11 protein-coding genes are annotated in these 23,729 nt (G+C 42.1%); 5 read left to right on the top strand and 6 right to left on the bottom strand.

The window, feature by feature from the left end; translation table 11 throughout:
• Nucleotides 1-3: 3 nt before the first annotated feature.
• From AAH582_RS08835 to AAH582_RS08820, 4 genes are read right to left on the bottom strand one after another with little or no spacing between them, the layout of a single operon-like run.
• Nucleotides 4-2,475, bottom strand: a complete 2,472-nt coding sequence (locus tag AAH582_RS08835; RefSeq protein ID WP_343321864.1) for a glycoside hydrolase family 2 TIM barrel-domain containing protein — start codon at nucleotides 2,473-2,475, stop codon at nucleotides 4-6.
• Nucleotides 2,476-2,512: 37 nt separating this feature from the next.
• A complete protein-coding gene (locus AAH582_RS08830) occupies nucleotides 2,513-3,958 on the bottom strand; it encodes an alpha-L-fucosidase (RefSeq protein WP_343321863.1) in 1,446 nt (481 codons plus the stop codon).
• Between the two features lie 25 nt (nucleotides 3,959-3,983).
• A complete protein-coding gene (locus tag AAH582_RS08825; RefSeq protein WP_046675753.1) occupies nucleotides 3,984-5,552 on the bottom strand; it encodes a RagB/SusD family nutrient uptake outer membrane protein in 1,569 nt (522 codons plus the stop codon).
• 26 nt (nucleotides 5,553-5,578) lie between these two features.
• Nucleotides 5,579-8,668 carry a SusC/RagA family TonB-linked outer membrane protein gene (locus AAH582_RS08820; protein WP_053003921.1) on the bottom strand — a complete coding sequence of 1,030 codons (3,090 nt, stop codon included), beginning with the start codon at nucleotides 8,666-8,668 and terminating at the stop codon, nucleotides 5,579-5,581.
• Nucleotides 8,669-9,033: 365 nt separating this feature from the next.
• Between AAH582_RS08820 and AAH582_RS08815 the strand changes: the two genes are divergently transcribed.
• The 5 genes from AAH582_RS08815 to bglX all read left to right on the top strand — a co-directional run bounded on the left by AAH582_RS08815 (nucleotide 9,034) and on the right by bglX (nucleotide 20,592).
• Nucleotides 9,034-11,871 carry a helix-turn-helix and ligand-binding sensor domain-containing protein gene (locus AAH582_RS08815; protein ID WP_343321862.1) on the top strand — a complete coding sequence of 946 codons (2,838 nt, stop codon included), beginning with the start codon at nucleotides 9,034-9,036 and terminating at the stop codon, nucleotides 11,869-11,871.
• Between the two features lie 265 nt (nucleotides 11,872-12,136).
• Nucleotides 12,137-15,238, top strand: a complete 3,102-nt coding sequence (locus tag AAH582_RS08810; RefSeq protein WP_046675751.1) for a SusC/RagA family TonB-linked outer membrane protein — start codon at nucleotides 12,137-12,139, stop codon at nucleotides 15,236-15,238.
• Between the two features lie 20 nt (nucleotides 15,239-15,258).
• Nucleotides 15,259-16,689, top strand: coding sequence for a RagB/SusD family nutrient uptake outer membrane protein (locus AAH582_RS08805; RefSeq protein ID WP_046675750.1), 1,431 nt, complete (start codon nucleotides 15,259-15,261; stop codon nucleotides 16,687-16,689).
• Nucleotides 16,690-16,765: 76 nt separating this feature from the next.
• On the top strand, nucleotides 16,766-18,151 hold the full coding sequence (locus AAH582_RS08800; protein ID WP_343321861.1) for a glucoamylase family protein: 1,386 nt from the start codon (nucleotides 16,766-16,768) through the stop codon (nucleotides 18,149-18,151).
• Between the two features lie 164 nt (nucleotides 18,152-18,315).
• On the top strand, nucleotides 18,316-20,592 hold the full coding sequence (gene bglX / locus AAH582_RS08795) for a beta-glucosidase BglX (RefSeq protein WP_343321860.1): 2,277 nt from the start codon (nucleotides 18,316-18,318) through the stop codon (nucleotides 20,590-20,592).
• A 116-nt stretch (nucleotides 20,593-20,708) separates the two neighbouring features.
• On the opposite strand, the gene AAH582_RS08790 is transcribed toward bglX, so the two are convergent.
• On the bottom strand, nucleotides 20,709-22,073 hold the full coding sequence (locus tag AAH582_RS08790) for a sulfatase-like hydrolase/transferase (RefSeq protein ID WP_343321859.1): 1,365 nt from the start codon (nucleotides 22,071-22,073) through the stop codon (nucleotides 20,709-20,711).
• A gap of 43 nt (nucleotides 22,074-22,116) precedes the next feature.
• Nucleotides 22,117-23,727, bottom strand: a complete 1,611-nt coding sequence (locus AAH582_RS08785; protein ID WP_343321858.1) for a RagB/SusD family nutrient uptake outer membrane protein — start codon at nucleotides 23,725-23,727, stop codon at nucleotides 22,117-22,119.
• Between the last annotated feature and the right edge of the window lie 2 nt (nucleotides 23,728-23,729).

The raw sequence follows: 23,729 nt of genomic DNA, 5'->3' as shown, positions 1-23,729 counted from the left end.
GTGTTATTTTTCTATCGTTAACAAGGTACTTTTTGATCCTTCCATCCGGCCTGATACCACAGCGCTTCCCGAAGGCAGTCGAAGCTTAATCAAAGCACGACCATTGTAGGCCTGCACTTTTTTCGACCCCGTAGAAGTGCCTTGGTCGACGATCAACTGACCATCGCCGGTCGAACCAAAATAGATCCAATTCTTTGCATCGAGACAGGGGGTATTGGTATTATCCACAATTTGAGCTTGCACAGTGATCATATCGCCTTCCGTGGCAATCTTTTCCACAAGAAGTTTTGCCGGTTTACCCCACTTTTTTGTCTGATACTGCTGTTCAATTTCATCCACGAGAATTTCCCGGCCGTTTTTCGCGACAGCTTTAATCTGATTGCTTCCTTCGTTCAGTTTCACCATCCAGCGCAAACCTGCCGCTGGAAAATCTTGGCTATTTCTTTTCTTTAGTCCTTGACTTTTGCCATTGACAAAAAGCTCAACCTCCTTGGCATTGGAATACACCTTGATCATTTTCGACTCGTCTTTTTCACCCCAACGGACCGGCCAGCTATGGCCATAAATATGCAACATTGGCTTCTCGGTCCAATACGACTGGAATACGTAGTACGATTCTTTTTTGGTAAAATCCCGTTCAACAACACCCTTCTGATTGACATAAGGCACAGGATTGTCTGGCCGGACCGGAGTTGAAAAATCTTTAAATGGCCAGTAGGCTGTTCCCGTGAGCCAAGGCATGGTTTCCTGTTCCTTTAAGTGCCAATCGATGAGATTACAGATGTAGCTTTCACTCCAATCGCCATCTTTAGAAACGCGTGCTGCTCCACCAATGAGCGACGCATCGCCTGCCCGTTCATCTGTTGTACCATCACCTTTGATTTTAGCTAGAGCACGGTCAGGGTCCTCTGCATGTCGTCTTGCATGACTATCCCCGCCCCACTCCACATGAAGGAAATGCTTTACCTTTTTCATTTCTTCCTCGGAGGCTGCTTTATAGTCGGTATAAACGCCTCTATACCAACCCGCCCAAATGGACGGCGAGTAAACATCAACAATATCTTTACAGAAATCACAACGTCGTATCGCTGTTTTCCGGCTTGGGTCCAATTGATGAGCTAAGCCATTGAGTTCACTCATATAAGCTCTTATCTTCGCCTGATCAAACTCCGTAAAATCACCGGGCCAATCATTTTCGTTGCCGAGGCCCCAAATAATGACCGATGGATGATTATAATGCTGTTCAATCATATTGGTTAACATCCGTTTTCCCTGAAGCTGATAGACTTCTCCACCTAATCCACCTCTGCACCATGGAATCTCTTCCCAAACCAAAATACCCAGACTATCGCAGGCCTCAAGCACTTTACGACTCTGCTGATAATGTCCCAAGCGTATAAAGTTTACACCCATCTCTTTCATCAGGGTCATCTCCTGTAAGATCTGATCGTCAGTCATTGCTGCAGCAACTCCGGCATGGTCTTCATGACGATGGGTACCGCGAAGTAAAAGTCTTTTCCCGTTCAGCAGAAAAGGACCTTTTTCTTTAAACGCTACATGTCTAAAGCCAAAGACACTCTCTTCCTTAAATACTTGTCCATTGCTTTTGATTGTCGTAACTAAACGGTATAAAGCCGGTTGATCAGGGCTCCAAAGCTGTGGCTTCTTGACCATGAATTGTCCAAATTCAAGATTTAATGCTCCCTTATTAACCTGTGGTTGCTGGGTTTGCACGATTTTTCCAGCGGGGTCGTAGAGCCGCATTTCGACTTCAAAATTAGTCTGAGCCGAAAATGGCATCAGTCGTCCACGGACGTTGGCTACCCCCTGCCTGCCATCAGCCCCTACTGACGCCTCAACAAATACACGTTCCAAGGCTGTCTGCGGAACATATTTCAGGTTTAGATGTCTGTAAATACCGCCATAGACGTTAAAATCAGACAGATTGGAGGGGATCATTTCTAAATCACGCGAATTATCCACACGAATTGAAAGCGGTATTTTACCCTTAAACTGTTTTTTAAAAGCAGCTGTTTTTTTAAACTTTTCAACCGCATCCGTAATGTCCACAGTCCATTCGTCGTATCCACCAACGTGCTCCCCAACTTTAACGGTATGGATATAAACAGCTGTCTTTTGTCCGGCTCCTTCAAAATGAAGGAGAGTGTGACCATTTAAATAGGGGTTGTCGATCTCCAGCGATTTTCTATACCAACTGGGTCCCTGATAATAATTGATAGCTGGATCAACAGCGTCCAGCGCATTATAACAATGCGGTAGATCTACCTGCTGCCACAATGGAACAGATTCGGGATTACCGGCTCCCACCGGTCTTACAGCTTCCCAGATTCCACCCAGATCGCTCTTTAAGAAATCCCAGCCATGATCAATCCGCTTAACTTCCTGAGCGTGGAGCTGAGCAACTCCAAAAGTCAACAACAACGCAATTATTTTATTCAATCTACTTTTCTTCATTATGCTATTTTAGTATCTGCTTTCCATCTTATCGGCCTTACTCGTCCAAAGCTCCAGTTTTCATGTTCTTTGCTCCGGGCCCTTTTTCGCGCTTAAATTTGCCAGCCACTTCGATCTTAATCACCGTAGCAACAGAATCAATGGCCTGCTCAGGCACGGCAATCTGAATACCATTGGCATTCGACTTTACCTTTAACACTTGATTATTGGCTAAAAGACTAGCTTTTAAAACTTTATTTTCAATCGGAAGTTCAACTATTCCATTTTTTGGCCAGTCAAATACCGAGACATACAAATAAGTCCGCTTTCCATCTTCCTTTAGGGTACACCGCCCCCATTCAAATGGCTGTAAAGGACTGCTCTTGGTTGCGTAGATCGCTTCACTATTGGCTTTCATCCATTTGCCAATTACAGCCAGACGTTCTATACTCTCCTGTGGAAAGGATCCGTCGGGTTTTGGGCCAACGTTCAACAGGTAGTTTCCACCTTTGGAAGCAATATCAACGAGATTGCGGATCAAGGTTTCGGCAGACTTCCATTTATGATCCGATGTGCGGTAGCCCCAAGTACCGTTCATGGTCATACAGGTTTCCCAATGTTTGCCTTCGAGTTCACTCCAATCTGGAATTTTTTGCTCCGGCGTTTTGGTATCGCCGGGGAAATTAGGCCGTTTCAATCGATCATTTGTGATAATATTGGGTTGTAATGCCAATTGCTCCTGAAGCATATTTGCGGCTTCGTCGGTCATATTGGTTGGCGTATCCCACCATAGCACAGCAATATCGCCATAGTTACTCAACAATTCTTTGACCTGAGGTACGGATACGTTTTTGATATAGTCACTAAAACTCGCTGTTTCTTGTTTGGGGTCCCAATGGCCATGATGTGCTAGCGTGTAGTCATCTATACGGGTTGAATCTGGATTAGGCCAGCCTTCTCGCATTAACTTACGAGCAGCCGACCCACCAGGGTTATTCCAATCCTGCGCCTGTGAGTAATAAAAGCCAAGCTTCAGTCCATATTTTCGGCAGGCTTCGGCCAAAGGTTTCAAGACGTCTTTGCCATAGGGCGTAGCGTCCACCATATTCCATTTGCTCGCTTTTGTTTCAAAGAGTGCAAAACCATCGTGATGTTTGGCTGTGATAATCAAATATTTCATCCCCGCATCTTTCGCCATGCGTACCCATTCGTCTGGATTATAGGCGATGGGATTAAATTGTTTCGCCATAGCCTGATATTCATCAACTGGAATTTTTGATCGGTTCATAATCCATTCTGCTCCACCACGTGCCTGTTCGTGTCCCTTATAAACACCGCCGAACTGCGCATATACTCCCCAATGGATAAACATACCAAACCGGGCTTCCTCCCACCATTTCATGCGTACACTATCTGGTAAGCGATTTACTTGCGCATACAATAATCCCGTACTCATTCCCATGATAAGGATAAGTGCCAGCAACATTTTATATATAGCTTTCATACCTAAAATTTTCACAGTTCTTCATTTAGAAACCTGGTGTTTGTTTAAAATTGTCATTACCTAAACTTTTGGCCATATCTACCTCAGATTGAGGGACTGGCCATAAGGTATCTCTTGCCATAAATAACCGTGAAGCGCCATCTGGATCCTTGGTTTTATCCATCACCTCTTTGATTATCCCCCAGCGTTTCAAGTCAAAATAACGTTGACCTTCCAAAGCCAGTTCAATCCGCCGTTCATGACGGATAATATCGCGGAATTCATTTTTTGTCAAGGAACCGCTAAACTGTACGAGCGGCATTTTCACATCAGCCCTAGATCGTACTTTATTCAATGCATCGACAGCTGTCTGATCGGGCCCTGCACTTTCATTCTTCGCTTCTGCATACATCAATAAAATATCGGCATAGCGTAAGAATACCCAATCCTGATCGCTTTGTGTCGCGTAGCTTGTTGGCCATTTCGATTCGTTGATATACTTTCGCGGTAAAAAACCACCCAAAACGCCTTCGGCAACGGGATCAAACGCAGAAGATGCTGTAGTTCCGCGCCATACACCGCGGTACATGATTGTCGACTTCAACCGTGGATCTCTATTTTCGTAAGGGTTTTTAGCATCGTAAACTGTCGATTCTTTAATGTCTTTTCCATCGATGGCATAATAAGAATCCACCAGATAACCCAGCGGTTGTATGGTCTTCAGATAAGAATACATCATATCTGCCGGGCTATACATATTGGGTGGTAAAAATCGAGCGGAGAACATGATTTCGGGATTATTATTTTGTCCCGGCTTTCGGAACAGATCGCGGTATCCACCCTGATAGATCGAAAACTTGTTTTCATCCATAACAATCTTCGCCGTTGCAGCTGCCTCAGCCCATTTTTTCACCGTCAACAACACCTTTGTTTTGTACCCAAGTGCAGATCCCCGCACAGCATGTCCTTTATACCCTGTATTTGGCAGTTTTTCACTCGCATAATCTAAATCTGCCAAAATCGCTTCGATAATGTTGGTTTTAGGTGTTCTACCGAGCCGGATACTCGCATCGTCCATACCTAGGGGTTCTAAAGTCAATGGCACATCACCGTACAGATTAGTCAACAAAAAGTAGTAATGGGCGCGGATAAAACGAGCCTCTGCTTTATAGCGGTCACGGTCTTGCTGGCTCATGCTTGTAATACGGTCAATATTGGCAATCAATTTATTGCATGCTGCAATGGCCTGATACGAAATCTCATACCCCTCAGATTGCATGCCGCCAGTTGTCGAGGAGATTCCGGACCGCGAAATAATATTGAAATTATTGGAGGTACTGGATACAAAGGCATCGTCTGAAAGCCCATCCCAAAACATACTTGCTCCACCCCAACCACCACGTGCATTGGATGAAGACGTCGAATTGTATCCTCGGCACAGAAATTCATAACAGCCCGATAGTGCCAAATCAGCATCAGTCTGCGTTTTCCAGAAGGTTGATTCCGAAATTTTATCTGTTGGATTTTTATTTAAAAAATCTTTTGTACAGCTACCCAGTGAAGCTAGCGCTGCTAAGCTTAGGTATAGATATGTTTTTTTTACGCTATTTTTCATCTTTAATTTTTTTAGTTACCCCTAGATTAGAATGTGATGCTCGCTCCAAATGCGAATACTTTATTCTGAGGATGAGTCACATAACGCCCTGATGTTGCACCACCGCTTGACGAAACGCCACGTTCGGGATCTAAACCGGGGAACTTGGAGAATGTGAGCAGGTTATCCGCCGCAAAATAAATGCGAAGGCCAGAAATACCAGCTTTGGATAAGGTGCTTTGTGGAATAGCATAACCTACCTGAATATTTTTTAGACGCAAGAAGGATCCATCTTTTAAAAAGAAAGTCGATGCAGTCCGTACGTTATTTGCCGCAGGCGTATTTTCAGCACCCACTATTGGAAGCGATGCATTCGGATTCTCTGGAGTCCAAGCGTTCATCCAGTCGCGAGTGAACGTTCCGCCTTGCCTAAAGGGCACGATTCCCCACTCACTCACAAATATTTTTTGTCCCTGGGAACCAAAGAAAAAGGCTGTAAAATCAAAATTCTTCCAAACAGCCGTCGCATTAAAGGAATAATCGAAATCTGGATACGCTCCGGGCACGACAATTCGATCATTATTGTCCACAACTTTATCTCCATTAACGTCAGCAAATTTCAGATAACCTGGTTGCGCCGGAATCTGTTGCACTGGAGAAGCTGCCACCTCCTCCTTCGAACGGAATATGCCCGTGTTCTCCAAAAGGTAAAAACTACCATAAGGTAAACCTTCCCGGATAATGGTATTGCCCGAGATACGTTCGGCTCCATATTTCATCACCTTGTTGCGATTGGCCTGAATATTTCCATTGAGGGTCAGCGATACCGCTCCAATTTTATCACGGTACTGAAGACCGAGCTCTATACCTCTGTTACGCAATTCACCATAGTTTACGGTCGGTGCAGTCAGCCCAATATAAGAAGGGAAAGCCGTGGATGCGGATAAAATATCGGATGTTACTTTGTTATACCAATCAAAAGAAGCGGTCAATTTGTTATTCCATAAACCGATATCTACACCGAAATCCAAGACTTTGGTACTTTCCCATTTGATCCGGTCATTGGCCATTGCGACCTGACGAGCTCCCTGTTGGAGCGTTTCATCAAAAGGATAAGCAAAAGAGGAATTGTAAACAATCTGATACGGATAGTTACCAATATTTTGATTACCCAATGTTCCAATGGAGGCTCTTAACTTTAGTTCATTAACAACTTCTTTCAATTTTGGACCAAAAAAGTTTTCATCCGAGACTTTCCAGCCTCCAGATAATGAAGGGAAAAACGCCCATTTTCTATTTTCAGGAAAACGTGAAGAGGCGTCATAACGCGCATTCCCTTCGAGTAGATACTTGCCTTTGTAGTCATAGTTTAACCGACCATAATAAGACCTCAATGACCACTCATTGGTGACACCGTTATTTGATTGTTGTCCAGCTCCGCCACCATCGAGCTCAAGCAGGTCATTGTTGGGAAATTGCAACCTACTTCCGAACAATTTTTGTGTTTTATTATATTCTGCCTGGGTTCCTGCCAGTACTTTCAAGTTATGATTTCCAAAAGACTTATCGTAAGTCAATTGCGTATACCCTACTGGATATACATTGTTGTCGTCTGTTACTTCTAGCCCCTGACCACCTACATCAAGTTGTCTGGCAGGTAGGTCATCTGGTTTGGCGAACCACATGTATTGATTAATCACAGGTTTGTTGGTATAGTTTTTTGTAAAACCATACGTCAACCCACCGCTCGTCTTCCAATCCAGTCCATCCAATATTTTCACATTTAAAAAAATATTGCCTTGCATAAAATAATTGTTCAGTCTTGTAAATGCATTTTCAGCAACTGCAACAGGGTTTTTATTTGGGGATTGAAAAGGATATGCCCTAGACGAATAACGACCACTACCATCTGGTAATACAGGTCCATAAAGTGGTGATTGACTAATGGTAGACAAAAACTGATCTTCACTACCATTTCTAGGATATTTCCGATCCCCATAATTCAAGGTAATACTTGAACCAAAACTTATCCGATCATTTATTTTAGAGCCTAGATTAAGCTGTAGATTATACTTTTTAAAAGAAGTCCCGATCATAATATCAGGCTGATTGACGTAACCCAATATAACGTTGTAATTTGTTCCTCCGGCACCACCGCTTAAGCTTAAATTGTGCGTTTGCACCGGGACAGTTCTAAAGACAGCATCTAACCAGTTAAAATCGGGATATAATCTTTTATCTGTTGCATTTTTGTAGGCATCAATCATCTCCTGGCTAAAGGAAGCATTTGGATTTGTGACACCCGAGTTTTTATTTGCCTGATTATACAAGGTCATATAATCAACGGAATTATATACGAGGTCTGGAAGAGCTGAGGCCTTGGTAATTCCGACATTATAATCGTAGCTCAGTTGTGTTTTTCCAGCTTTACCCTGTTTTGTCGTCACAAGAATGACTCCATTTGCTGCTCTTGCCCCATAGATAGCAGCTGAAGCGGCATCTTTCAATACGGTGATATTCTCGATTGCTTGGGGATTCAAATTTTCCAAACTACCAGGGATACCATCTACGATAACCAGTGGAGCAGAAGAGGCACCGTAGGAACCCAATCCCCTTACCTGGAGATTCACATTTTCATTCCCCGCTTCTCCCGATCCTTGGGTAACACGAAGTCCGGGCATGCGACCTTGCAGTAACTGCGTTGGATTTGTAGCGATACGTTTGTTAAGCACCTTTCCATCGACAGCAGCAACAGCACCCGTTAGATTACTTTTTTTCTGGGTACCATAGCCTACTACAACCACTTCGTCAATCAGGCTACTGGACTCCTGCAGTACAAGATTAATGTGATCTTTCTTATCGACCTGGACTTCGGTTTTCTCTTTGCCTACCAGCGAAAATACCAGGACATCAATGTCTCGCGCAAGAATCTGATAATTGCCGGCCCCATCGGTTACAGTGCCGTTTTTCACCCCCTTTATTTGTACGGTAACCCCCGCAAGAGGCTCGCCTGTTGAGGAGCTTACTTTTCCGGATATCTTTATTTGCGACTGGGCAAGCACCGCCGGTGCTGACATGCTCATCAACGAAAATAAAAGCAACCCCTTACCTACCGTTTTGGTCATCGGTGTTATCATAGTTGTTTTGGTTTATTTGGTTATTTAACGAAGTAAATGAACTCAAATATCAAAAATCGTTCACAGCAAAAGGAGTATTTTTTGTTCAAATTAGTGGAATAAATGGCTTCATTCCTGATTTTCAACACAATTAAATGGTTTTTAAAAAAAAAGAAAAATAAACCCCTTGGCAGCTGCTAATTTTTCTTCCAACAATCGATCGGTTGATCTTCAAAATAAGCTAACGATCTGCCAGAGCATCCTACAATGCTAGAGATTATCAATTTTGCAATAAAATCGATATATTGCCCACAAATCAATTTAAAGTGAGGGAGTCGATGACAACAAAAAAATATAGGAACGTCTATATCTTTTGGTTTTGCAGCATGTTATTTTTTTTACTGCCCGAGGGTTACTGTCAAACAATCATACCCACAGGTACGCCTTTTGTCAAACAATACAAAAAAGACCAATACAAGGCTGGAAATCAAAACTGGTCTTTGGCAGTCGACAAAGATGGTCGTATTTATAGTGCCAATACCGAAGGCCTATTGCAGTTCGACGGACAATATTGGCGCATCTTTCCGCTTCCTAATCATTCCACGGTAAGAAGTGTCGCAATCGGTAAAGATGGCAAGATTTACACCGGTGGAAGAGGTGAATTTGGCTATTGGACTTCCAAACCCTTTGGAAACTTGACTTATCAAAGTCTCTCTAAGCTGGTACAGGACAAAACCTACTTTCCAAACGAAGAAATCTGGAAAATCATTGTAGAAGACCAACGGGTATTTTTTCATACATTTTCGAAATCCTATATCTGGGAAAACAATCGTATACGGCAATTAACGGCTAAAGGTGAGCCTTTTTTATTTCCACATCAGCTCAACAATAAATTATTTTTTGAACAGCTGCCAAGTGGCCTGCATGAATTTAAACAGGATAAATTAATTCCTGTAAAAGGAAAAGATGTCTTGAAAGACAAAAATGTACTTGCCATCTTACCTTTCGACGCAACGACATCACTTATTGCCACCTCGCGAAACGGCCTCTACCTGATGAAAGCCGATGGAACAATCCTACCCTGGGCTGCTCCGGCAAATCAGCTCTTAAGCCAGTCACAAATAAACAATGGCTTATACCTCTACGATGGACAATATGCTTTTGGCACCATCCAAAACGGTGTTATTATCATCAATAAAAATGGGCAGGTCATTCAACATATCAATAAAAACAATGGTCTCCAAAACAATACTGTACTCAGTATTGTCAAGGACAATCAGAAGAATATCTGGGTGGGACTGGATAATGGTATTGACCGTATTGAAATCAATTCCCCATTATCATTCTACACTGATTTTGTCGGAAAAATAGGTACCGTTTATACATCGATAATCTATCAGGGAAAAATCTATCTTGGTACTAATAAAGGCTTATTTTCAAGTGAATGGAAGGGATTGACCAATTACAATTCATTAAATTTCTCTCAGATTCCAAATTCGAATGGTCAGGTTTGGACATTAGCACAATTTGGTGATGAATTAATCTGTGGGCATAATGACGGAACCTTCAAATTAGTTAACGGGAAGCTTGAAAAGATCTCGCAGATTACCGGAGGATGGGTTTTCAAACCTATTTTTGGAACAAAAAATATTCTTCAGGGGAACTATACAGGCTTATCGAAATTCACGTTCGATGGTATACACCTAGCGTTCGTTCAGCAGTTCACAGGCGTTAAAGAACCGGTTCGATTCTTGGCGCAAAAAGATAACCATGCCTTTTGGATTGGCGATTGGGGACAGATACAACTACTCGGACTTGATGCGAATTTCCAGCAGGCAAAGATTTTATTTTCCTCCAAACAGGATAGTATCGCTTCAAAGAGGCAATTTACGGGGATTTATACCTTAGAAAATAATCTTGTATTTGCTACAGACAGCGGATTTCTCCAATTTGACAATATTGTGAAAAAATTCAGCTATGCCGATGAATTAAACACAGCGTTAGGCAGCTATAAAAATTCAAATAAGGTCATACCGATCAATACAAACAGCTACTGGTTTATTCAGAAGACTAAAATTGCTAAAGTAGATTTTGACAGTAAGGGCGAATTGCATATTGACTCCAATCTGCTCAGTCCCTTACAGGATCGAATGATGAATAACTATGAAAACATTCTCCCGATTGAAAACCAATACTATCTCATTGGTTTAGATGATGGATTTGCGATCTATCGTCATGCCGATAAATCACAAAAATATACGTTGCCACTTCCGCAAATAGCACAACTTGTCAACTTGACAACAGGCCAGGCTATTATCCCAGATTCAGCGTTTAAACTATCATCATCGGACAATAATCTTAGAATTAGCTTTTCAAGTTCATATTATTCGACTTCGCCACTTCAATACCAATATTATCTCGAAGGTTACTCAGACAATTGGTCCGAATGGAGTGAAACTGCCTATCAAGATTTCACAAATCTACCTTATGGAGAGTTTCAAATTAAAATCAGGGCGAAGGACAACATGGGGTCAGTTTCGGAAGTCCAGACATTTTCGTTTACCATTCGGTATCCATGGTTTCTTTCTTGGTGGGCGAAGTTATTTTATACACTCGTCCTGATAACGCTCATCTATTTAGCTTACAGGTTTAATCTTCAACGGGAGCGCAAGCGTCAGTTTCAAATACGGCGAAAATGGCTAGAAGAGAAAAAGATTGCCTTGGAACGCGAAACAGAGCAAAAAGAAAAGGACTGGATTAAACTTAAAAACCAGCAATTAGAAGATCAGCTTCAATTAAAAAATAAAGAACTTGCCAATGCGGCACTCAATATCGTTTACAAAAATGAGATGTTGAACAATTTACACGCCGAGCTCAAACAGCTTAAAGATGCTGATGGCAACAAGCTGAGTTCGGATGAATTGAAAAAGATAAACAAGCTTATCGATGATGCCCATAACGACGATCGTGACTGGCATATTTTTGAAAGAAGCTTTAACGAATCACATGAGAATTTTTTCAAGAAATTGAAACAAGAGTTTCCTGATCTCGTCCCCAACGATCTGAAACTATGTGCCTATTTAAGGCTCAATATGTCGAGTAAGGAAATTGCCTCGTTACTCAACATTAGTACACGCGGTGTCGAGATTAGACGCTATCGATTACGCAAAAAGTTGGGCATTCCAACAGACAAAAACCTTTCTGAATTCCTGATGGAACGTTAAATTTTCATCACAGCCACTACATCATTACCACACACGAGCTTTAGTGTATAAAACACACTAAAGCTCGTGTTATTTCAGTAAAAATAACAACACAAAATACTGATTATCAAAAATATAAAATACAATAAAAGGTAACCTGAGCAAGCCAAAATTTCATGTAGTAGTGATGTGAATATGTTAAATTTTGGCAAAGTTGTACTACATCAACATATTTGCTTCAGGGAAATAACCAACGTATTTTAAACAAACACCAAAAATTAACGATATGAGGAATCTATCCGCATTATTTTTGACATCCATGGTCGTATCGGTTGCCTATGGACAAACTTCGGTACAAGGAGTGGTCAAAGATGGCACAAGCATGATATCCATGCCTGGCGTCACCATTAGTATCAAAGGGAAAGCAGTATCTACAAAAACCGACGCAACGGGGAAATTTCAAATCAATGCCTCTCCTACCGACTCACTGGTCTTTAACTTTCTGGGTTATCGCACACAAACGGTATACATTGGTAATCAAACGCAACTCAATGTATTCTTAGAAAATCAAAATCAAGCATTGGAAGAGGTTGTGGTTATCGGTTATGGTACACAAAAGAAAGCAGATCTGACAGGATCGATCAGCTCCTTGAAATCATCCGATATCACGAAGCAACCTGCCATGTCGGCGATGCAATCCATCCAAGGTAAAGCTGCAGGTATCAATATTATTGCAAATGAAGCACCGGGTTCCTCTCCCAATGTCATTATCAGGGGCTTAGGAACTGCATTATCCGGACGGAATCCACTCTATATTGTCGACGGAATTGCACAAACAGATATTAATAATATCAACCCATCCGATATTGAATCTATGGATGTTTTAAAAGATGCATCCTCCGCATCTATTTACGGTCTTCGGGCGGCTAATGGCGTCATTATCGTGACGACGAAGAAAGGTAAAACCGGAACAACAAACATCAATTATGAAAGCTTTGCGGGTATAAAAAACGTACTGAACCGCGTGAAAATGGCCAACGCTGATCAGTTTAGAATATTTGCAAATGAATACCTCACCTCGACCAATGGATCTTACCGCTTAGCAGAGAATCAAAAATATAATACAGATTGGTATGACGAATTATTACGTACAGGTTCTGTATTTAATAATGCTGTTAATATTTCTGGTGGAACTGAGAAAGTTGATTACTTCGTATCAGCAAACAATTATACCGAAAATGGTATTCTTGATGGCTCCAAATTTGTAAGAAATACCATACGCAATAACAACGTATATAAATTTTTAAACAATCGCCTAAGGTTCAGCCAAAATTTAAATCTTACATTAACAAATGCAACACCTAAGCCTTATAGTGCTTTCACCACGGCTTACCGTCAGTCGCCACTTGCGCCCGTTATGTTTGATAATGGCCGTTACGGTTTAGGTCGTGTAAATACAACAACAGGTGTCGCTGGCATTGAGGCAGCACCAGGCCAAGCCATCGGAAATCTAAATTCTATTGGAAATCCAGTGTATGAGGTTTTACGCCAAAATGAAAGAACAAATACGCTACGCTTACAAGGAAGTTTTGAGGGAGAATTTAAGATTACAGATTATCTGAAAATCAATTCGCGTATTGGCGGGAATAAATTTTATTCGAAACAACGGATTTTTAATAATGTAAAAGATCAATGGTTAAATGCTAATACTTTATTGAATGAATCTGATTTCATCAAATTAAAGGAAAACAATCCAAAAGCGCTTGATTATGTAGACAACAGCTTGAAATATGAAAATCTGGAACAATTCCGCTGGTCTATCGAGAATTTCTTAACATTTAACAAGAATTTCGACAAGCATCATATTGAGGCGGTTGTGGGGATGTCGCGTGAGAAATACGACATAAACAGCATGAGTAGCCAAACGGGTTATAATGTACCTGAACAAGAGCAATACTGGAATATTAATCTTGCAAAAGGAACAACCAATTATGGTATTGTTGCGCTACAAACCTCTTATACTCCGAGGGCCTTAGCTTCCTATTTTGGACGTTTGCAGTACAATTACGATAGCAAATATTATTTAACGGCAACATTGCGTAGAGATGGATCAAGTGTTTTCCGTAATACAGGAAAATACTGGGGCACATTCCCATCGGTGGGATTAGGTTGGACGGTAACCAACGAAAGCTTTATGAAAGATGCCAGCTGGATTAATTTATTGAAAGTGCGCGGAAACTGGGGTAAATTAGGTAACCAAGATATCCCATTAAATGTTTCCACAATTTTAACAAGTCCAGAAAGTTCAAATTATAACTATGTTTTTGGTCCTGAACAGAATATGGTTTACGGAAGTGCATATGGTACTCCAGCCGTAAATCTAACCTGGGAAGTAACCAGAGAAACAGGCGCTGGCGTAGACTTTGCGTTTCTAAACAATCAGCTTTCAGGATCCATTGACTACTATCATAAGCTGAATACCAATACTATTCTTGATGTCACACCGACTTACACCTCTCCATCCGAGAAAAACTTCTATGCTCATGGTGCTAAAGTATTAAACCAAGGTGTGGAAGTGGCCTTAAATTGGAACAAAAGCATAAGTCCGGAGTTCAGTTATACATTCGGTGTTAATTATTCATACAATAAAAATAAAGTAACGGAAGTGGTTCCGGCTTATGACCGTGCTACAGGAGGAAGTTTAAATAATGGGGAGATTACCAAACAGCTTCGCGTTGGACAACCGATCTATGGCTGGTGGATGTTTGAGGCAAATGGTGTCTTTCAAGATGCGGCAGATGTAAAAAATTACCCATCGTTTGGCGCTGCAAAACCTGGCTATCTGAAGTACAAGGATCAAAATGAAGATGGTGTCATCGATTCCCGCGACAAGGTTTTCTTTGGATCATTTTTACCGACTTCAACATATGGTATCAATGTTGGTGTTAATTATAAAGCTATTGATTTTAATGTTTCCGGATATGGTGTCGCAGGCAATAAGGTTTACAATGGTTTAAATAGCGTTCGTTCAAATGCAGGTGAGAACATCGCGTTATCAACTTTTGAAAATCGCTGGACTGGCGCAGGTTCAACCAATGAGCATCCTGGCGCAGAAAGAGCATATTGGGCTTCGAGTTATTTCCTTGAATCGGGCGCTTATTTCCGTATCAATAATATCACCGTAGGATATACTTTCAACAACTTATATAGCTCGAGATCTAAACTAAGATTATATGTTACTGCTCAGAATCCATTTATGTTTACGAATTATAGTGGTTTCTCTCCTGAACTTGCAGGCGACGGTAGTCCAAATTTAACTTCTGGTATTGAGCTTTCAGCTTATCCAACGACACGTAATTTCTTATTTGGACTTAACATGCAATTTTAATCACCTTAGTTTTGAAGACAATGAAAATTAACAAACTTTATATAGCAATTCTTCTAAGTGGGGGCATTGCATTGCAAGGCTGTAAAGACAACAACTTCTTAGATGTACCTTCTAAAGAATATGTTGAAGCCGAAGATAGTGAAGAAATCTACACACCCGAGCAATTTGTCAATGGTGTATATGGAATGTTTACTGACTGGGATTATTCTTTCTCTTACATTGGTATCACGGACATGCTTTCCGATAATGCGGATAAAGGTAGTTCAGCTACAGATGCCGGCGGTGACAAACTAAGTTTAGACGAGTTGACTTACACTTCAACAACGGGTTCCTTTCTTTCCATGTGGACACGTTGGTATAAATCCATAGGACGGGCTACACAAGCTATTGCATACACAGAAAAATTTGGACTGACAGACGAAGCTTATAAAAACAGATTGATTGCCGAAGCTCGTTTTCTGCGTGCATTGAACTATTTCTATCTTGTCCGCGGATGGGGCGACGTTCCTATCCAAGAACGTGATTTAATAAAAAGAGAGCCCGCAGCTGAAGTTTACGCCTATATTGAAGCGGATTTACAATTTGCGATCAACAATCTTCCACTCAAATCTGCCTATGCTGCAAAAGATTTAGGTAGAGCGACCAAAGGTGCCGCACAAGGGTTATTGTCGAAAGTCTATTTGTATCAAAGCAAATGGCAACAAGCTGCCGACATGGCTAAAACTGTCATCACATCCGGAGGATACAGTCTCGAACCGGATTACGCAACAATTTGGCGCTTAGCTGGGGAAAATGGTCCCGAATCATTATTTGAATTTCAAGCAAGGGGTACCTCTATCGCACACGGTATCCAACAATATAGTCAAGTACAGGCACCCCGTGGTGGAGCGGTCAACTTAGGTTGGGGTTTTAATATCCCAAGCCAAAACTTATTGGATGCCTTCAATGCCGAAAAAGACAATATCCGTCGCGATGCAACAATTATTTTCAGGGGCGAAACCCTGTACGATGGCCGTCTGATTGACAATGGTGTAGAAAACCCAATGTATAATGAAAAAGCATATTCCTCAGCAAATGGAGGTGCCGCTGACGGTGATAAAAACGTACGTTACCTCCGTCTGGGTGAAATTTATCTTATCCTAGCCGAAGCAGCAAATGAAGTTGGCAATAGCAGCGAAGCACTAAATGCATTGAATGCGGTACGGACACGCGTAAAATTAGCCAACGTAACAACAACCGACCAAGCGCAGCTCCGTCAATTGATATGGAAAGAAAGACGTCTTGAATTGGCATTTGAACACGACCGTTGGTTTGATTTGGTGCGTACAAAACAGGCAAAAACAGCTATGGCAGCCAATGGAAAAAATTTCCAGGATAAAATGATGCTCTTCCCGATTCCAGAGAATCAACGTATCCAGACACCGGAAATGCCTCAAAATACCGGTTGGTAATCCTTTTTACAAAATAACTCCGTTCAAGCGGCCTTGCGCCGTTTGAACATTTTTTCAAGAATTAAACAACATATCCATGAGAAAACGAATAGCATATTCAGCACTTAGCGGTATAGCTTTGGCGCTTATTCTCAGCAGTTCGTGCCAAAACACTGTTAATAGCAGTCCAGACAGTCCCTCAAAAATTGATTCGATCAGTGGAAGCAAGATCAATGAAGATTCGTTACTGACCACTATTCAACAACATACCTTTCAATATTTTTGGGAAGGTGCCGAACCTACCTCTGGTCTCGCCAAGGAACGCATCCATATGGATGGTGTCTACCCGCAAAATGACCGTAATGTTGTGACCATAGGTGGCAGCGGCTTCGGACTCATGGGTATGATTGTCGCCATGGAGCGTGGATTTATCAGCAAAGAACAGGGTATCCAAAAATTGAACCACATTATGGATTATCTAGGCAAAATCGAGCGGTTTAAGGGAGCCTGGGCACACTGGTATGATGGCGATCTGGGCACAGCGAAACCCTTCAGTGAAAAAGATAATGGTGGCGACATTGTCGAAACGGCTTTCTTAGCTCAGGGATTAATCGCTATCCGGGAGTATTTAAAAAATAAAGATGAATCCGCTCAATTGGTCGCTCAAAAAGCAGACAAACTATGGAAAGAAATCAATTGGAATCACTATACAAATGGACAAAATGTCCTTTATTGGCATTGGAGTCCAAAATTTAACTTCCAGCAAAATCATCCCGTCAGAGGATACGACGAGTGTCTTATTACCTATATTTTAGCAGCCTCCTCGCCTACTTATCCGATTGCACCCCAGGTATATCACGAGGGTTGGGCAAGATCTGGTGCAATTAAAACCACCGCTACAAAATATGACATTCCTCTCGTGCTGAAGCACAATGCCAAAGAAGGTGAAGTGGGCCCGTTATTCTGGGAACATTACTCCTATTTAGGATTGAGCCCCAAAGGATTAAAAGACCAATATGCAGATTATTGGGAAGCAACAAGCAACCACGCCAAGATAAATTTGGCATACGCCGATCTGAACCCGAAAGGCTATACAGGTTACGGTTCAACGAAAGGCTGGGGCTGGACGGCCAGCTATTCCATCAACGGCTACGATGCACACCACCCCGATAACGATCCAGGTGTTATCTCACCTACAGCGGCTTTATCGTCTATGCCCTACACCCCATATGAAAGCATACAATTTGCACAATATTTAAACAATCAACTAGGCAATAAAATCTGGGGTAAATATGGCTACTATGATGCCTACAGTGAAACGGCAAATTGGTATCCACAACGTTACTTAGCCATCGATCAGGGGCCTATTATTGTCATGATCGAAAACTACAGAACCGGAAAAATCTGGGACCTATTTATGCAGGCCCCAGAAATTCAACAAGGACTAAAAAAACTCGGTTTCACCAGTCCTTATTTAAAATAGTGGTCTATGGAATCATTTTCAATCCGTCACACGTTGAAAATGGTTCCTTCCACGAAAATAACAGGACATCCGATCAAGAAAACTCAGGGATCATCTTGAACACTTAACATAAACTACCCTATTGCGCGGAAAGCAAAATCCATGCGCACAAAAAAAATAATACGATGAAAAAAGTAGTAGGTACTTTCCTTCTTGCATTGCTAGCCTGGCATACGAGTCCAGCGCAATCCAATCCCAAAATGGACAGGTTCATTGATCAACTTATGGCTAAGATGACTGTCGAAGAAAAGATTGGGCAACTTAATTTGGTAACCGGTGGCGAAGCGACAACTGGAACCACTGTATCCACCGATGTGGATACGAAAATTAGAAACGGTCAAATCGGTGGTATTTTCAGCATGAGCACACCAGCGAAAATTCGCAAAACGCAAGAAATAGCCGTCAAGCAATCCCGTTTAAAAATACCCATCATTTTTGGGATGGATGTCATTCACGGTTATCGTACGGTATTCCCAATTCCCTTAGGTCTTGCTGCTACCTGGGATATGAACTTGATTCAACAATCGGCACGTATTGCCGCCGAAGAAGCTACCGCCGATGGAATTAATTGGGCATTTTCGCCCATGGTCGATATCTCGCGCGATCCACGCTGGGGCCGTATTTCCGAAGGTGCGGGTGAAGATACCTATCTAAGCTCGCGGGTTGCCGAAGCCATCGTCCGTGGCTTCCAAGGGGATAACCTGGCAGCACATAACACCATGATGGCCTGTGTCAAACATTTCGCCTTATATGGTGCAGCCGAAGGTGGTCGTGATTACAATAGCACGGATATGAGCCTTCATCGCATGTACAACGAATATCTACCTCCTTATAAAGCAGCGATAGATGCGGGAGCAGGAAGTATCATGACTTCTTTTAACGATATCAATGGTATCCCTGCCTCGGCAAATAAATGGTTAATGACGGATGTCTTACGTAAGCAATGGGGCTTTAAAGGATTGGTCGTAACTGATTACACTGCTGTAAACGAATTAACAGCACATGGCCTCGGTAACCTACAACAGGTCTCCGCCTTAAGCCTGAATGCTGGCGTTGATATGGATATGGTTGGTGAAGGGTTTCTGACGACACTAAAAAAATCTTTAGATGCGGGCAAGGTCAAAATAGCAGACATCGATAGGGCCTGCCGGTTTGTTTTGGAAGCCAAGTATAAATTAGGCTTATTTGACGATCCCTACCGCTATTGTGACGAAAAACGGGCAAAAACTGTAATCGGATCGGCTGCCAATCATGCCAAAGCCCGGGAAATTGCAGCAAAATCTTTTGTCTTGCTGAAAAATGAAAACCAAGCACTTCCATTGAAAAAAACAGGTACAGTTGCTGTCATTGGTCCATTGGCCAATTCAGGTCCAAATATGCCCGGAACATGGAGTGTCAGTGCTGAATTGGACAAAACAGCCTCTTTAGTTGAGGGAATGAAAGCCGTGTTGGGTAATCAAGTCAATATCCTTACACACCTAGGCAGCAATCTGTTGGAAGATCCAATTTACCAAAAGCATGCAACCATGTTTGGCCGTACCATAGCACGCGATTCGCGAAAAGAAGAGGAGATCATCGCAGACGCCGTAAAAGTTGCTCAACAATCCGATGTGGTAGTGGCTGCTCTTGGTGAATCATCAGAAATGTCGGGTGAAAGCTCCAGTCGCTCCGAATTGGACATCCCGAAAAATCAACAGAACCTGTTAAAAGCATTACTGGCAACAGGAAAACCAGTTGTATTGGTGTTATTTACGGGTAGACCACTTACGCTTACCTGGGAAGATGCTCACGTACCAGCCATATTAAACGTTTGGTTTGGCGGAACGGAAACAGGAAAAGCAGTAGCCGATGTCTTATTCGGGGACGTCGTTCCCTCAGGTAAGATTACGGCCACCTTCCCACGAAATGTCGGTCAGATTCCGATCTATTATGCGCACAAAAACACCGGTAGACCCTACGGAAACTCGGGCGATTTTGAAAAATTCAAATCCAATTATCTCGATATAAGCAATGCCCCACTCTACCCTTTTGGTTATGGATTAAGTTATACGACGTTTACCTATGGTGAAATTCGTCTTGACCGCAACACAATTGACGATAAAGGTACGCTGCAAGCAAGTATCGACATCCACAATACAGGAAATTATGATGCGGAAGAAACCGTGCAGCTCTATATCCAGGATGTTGTTGGTTCTGTCACGCGTCCTGTAAAAGAATTAAAAGGCTTTCAAAAAATATTTCTCAAAAAAGGAGAGCAAAAAACGGTAAACTTTAACATCAAAGTAGATGATCTCAAATTTTTTGACAACAATCTGAATTACGTTGCCGAACCAGGAACTTTCAAAGTCTACATTGGCCCCAACAGCCGTGATGTAAAAGAAAAAGAGTTTGAATTGCTTTAAATCTATTGCATCTCTATAAAAAAACAAGGCGGCACTTCGAAAATAAGTGCCGCCTTGTCTATGTTTAACGATGTCTATGTTTAACGATGTCTATGTTTAGTCATTGCTATTGCTAGCTACTTCATATTCCCATCAAAGCTTTCAAATAATAAACGCAATTCCGCTGCTTTTTCTGGATATTCCGTTAAAATATTGGTTCTTTCACTTGGATCCCAGGCAATGTTATGTAATTCTTCAATAGCATCATAAGGTTTACCCGAAATCTGATTGACTCCACCCGCTATCCGACGATACTTCCAGTCACCTGACCGAACCGCCTCAACATGTCCATAATTCACCAAAAATATCGGTCTATGTGCTGTTTTTAAATCTTCCGATTTGCCGTTTAACAAAGCATCGATCGCTTGACCATCAATGGATTTCTTCGGCAAGGATGCACCGGTCCATTTAGCGATGGTCGGCAACACATCCAAGTTGCTAATTGCCTGTCGAAGAACTTTCCCTTCTTGAGCATAACCTTTTCCATAAACAATGAACGGTACACGGACACCACCTTCTGTTGTTTCGGCTTTTGACCCTTTGAAGACACCTGCAGTACCCACGTGCCAGTTCTTTGTAGCGTGATCGTCAGACATTCGCGATGGATAAGCTATCCAGGGACCATTATCACTTGAAAAAATTAAAATGGTGTTATCGGCGAGGCCTTTTCGCTCAACCGTTTTCCAGAGCTCCGAAAAATTATGATCCAGCTGTTGCATCACCGCACCAAGAGGGCCTGCGTTTTGTTGATCTGCAAATCGGTTCTTTTTATTGGCAAATGCCAAAGGAAGATGCGGAAAATTATGCGCATAATATAAAAAGAATGGATGATCTTTATCTTGATTTTCAATAAACTTCACTGTTTCTTTGTGATAAAGTGCGCTCAGGTCCGAATCGTCGGGTGCCAGGACTTCAGGTTTCCGATTCCGGAAGATCTTAATGACAGAGTCGGTCTTTACATAAGGATCGCGGTAGTCGTGGCTATACAGCATGCCATAAAAAGAATCGAAGCCTTGCTGATTAGGATGATGGTAAGTTTGTTTATCTCCTAAATGCCATTTTCCGACCAATGCTGTCCGATAGCCTATCTTTTTTAATAATTCGGCAATCGTTTCCTCCTCATCAGGCAAGCCTAAATCTGAGCCTGGACCGATTGGTGCTGGAAGATTATAACGTGAAGCATATCTCCCGGTTAATAAAGAAGCTCTTGAAGGTGTACACGAGGGCGTAGAAACCATAAAGTTTGTTGCTCTCACGCCCTTACTGGCGATCGAATCCAAAAAGGGGGTTGAAATATTCGGACTTCCATAACAGCCAATGTCGCTATATCCGAGATCATCGGTCAAAATTAAGATAATATTAGGCTTTTTTTGCTGGGCATTGGCAAAAGTCACCAGTAAAAATAAAGCCATAGCGGTCATAAATTTAGTGTATTGCATCATAGTTGTATGAGTTAATTGGATTCGTGCCACAAGATAACAATTTTTACCAATTTGGATTCTGTTTTAAATTCGGATTGAGGTTAATTTCCCGTTGTGGAATGGGCCAGAGATAATGCTTTTTCGCATCAAAAACACGGCTTTCGGAGGCTGCTTCAACGACAACAGTCTCTCCGTTATTGTTTTGATACGTGATGCCATATACTTTACCAGGAACAACCTTTTCGGCAGTTTTCCATCGTCTTATGTCCGCTAGATGCAATCCTTCAAATGCCAGTTCCACTGTACGCTCCCGACGAACCAGCTGACGAAGTTGTTCCTGATTTACTTGATTACTTACTATTGGAAGTTTTACATCCGTTCGCGAATTTCTAATTTGGTTGATCACATCGTAAACACTGGCATCGACCTCCCCGAGCTCAATCTTTGCTTCCGCATAGGTCAATAATATTTCAGCATAACGTAATAGTATAATATTCAGACCACTTTTAGAAGGGTTTGCCAAATCCTTTTTATCAATATACTTCTTTATATTGAAACCTGTTGTGGAAGCAATATAGGTGCTCCCCACAGCATCAGCAGTCCCACTATTGGGTGCGGGATGAAAAGTAGCCCCATTCGGAAGCGGATCGCCGTCCAAAAAAATTGAGAAAGCAAGCCTCGGATCGCGATTTTTATAGGGATTTTTGGAATCATAACCACTATTGGCATCCGTAATTAAATCCCCTTTAGATGTGGTATAGCTATCGACCAAGGCTTTGGTAGGCACATAGGTACTCTGCCCATTTTGCTGGCTATAGGGGGCCAAGAGGTTAAAGACACTTTGTGTGTATATATTTTCCAGAAATTGCTTATCCAACAGCACCTCTTTGTTATTTTCAGCTGCATACGTAAACAGATTTGCGTACGAAGGGTAAAGCTCGAATCGTTTGCCATCGATAATCGTTTTTGCTGCCTTTGCTGCTGCTGCAAAACGTCCTGCATATAAATCCGAGCGGGCTTTCAGGCCCAATGCGGCCCAACGGGTTATGCGTCCGATATCGTTACTCGAGTAGCTCTCAGGCAAACTTGCCACAGCAAGTTCCAACTCGCTGTCGATAAAATCATAGATTTCAGATAGCGTCGCTTGTTGTACTTCTCTTCCTTCCTGTAGTGTCAATGGTGCCTTTACCAGAGGAACTGCACCGAATAAATAGGCCAATTTGATATATTGATAGGCTCTTAACACGCGGGCTTCGCCGATATATCGAGCAATCAATGTTTCATCTTTGCTGCCCTCGATTTTACCAACATTCGCCAAAAAGTAATTGGCTGCACCGATTCCTTTATAGGCACTGCTCCAGGTGTTGTACAACCGGGAACTTGAAGCATCATAGGTACCCAATTCAATATAGGCATCCACAGCGAAAGGCTGATTGACATGGGCTATATCCGTCAGTGCATCGGAATAGAAGATTTCTGCTCCATCCAGGTCGTTGTAGAGCGCATTTACAGCTAGCTCCGCATCGGCTTGGCTCTTCCAAAATATATTTTCCGACAGGCGGTCGGTAGGTACAGCATCTAACAGATTCTTATCACAGCTAATCAGCATAAGCGAAAACAGTCCGAAACTGAAAATCAGGTTTCTTTTTTGATATAGATAGTTGTAAAATTTCATTC

Source organism: Sphingobacterium multivorum (genome assembly GCF_039511225.1).
Taxonomy (GTDB): domain Bacteria; phylum Bacteroidota; class Bacteroidia; order Sphingobacteriales; family Sphingobacteriaceae; genus Sphingobacterium.
This window is presented reverse-complemented; position numbering and strand designations above follow the sequence as displayed.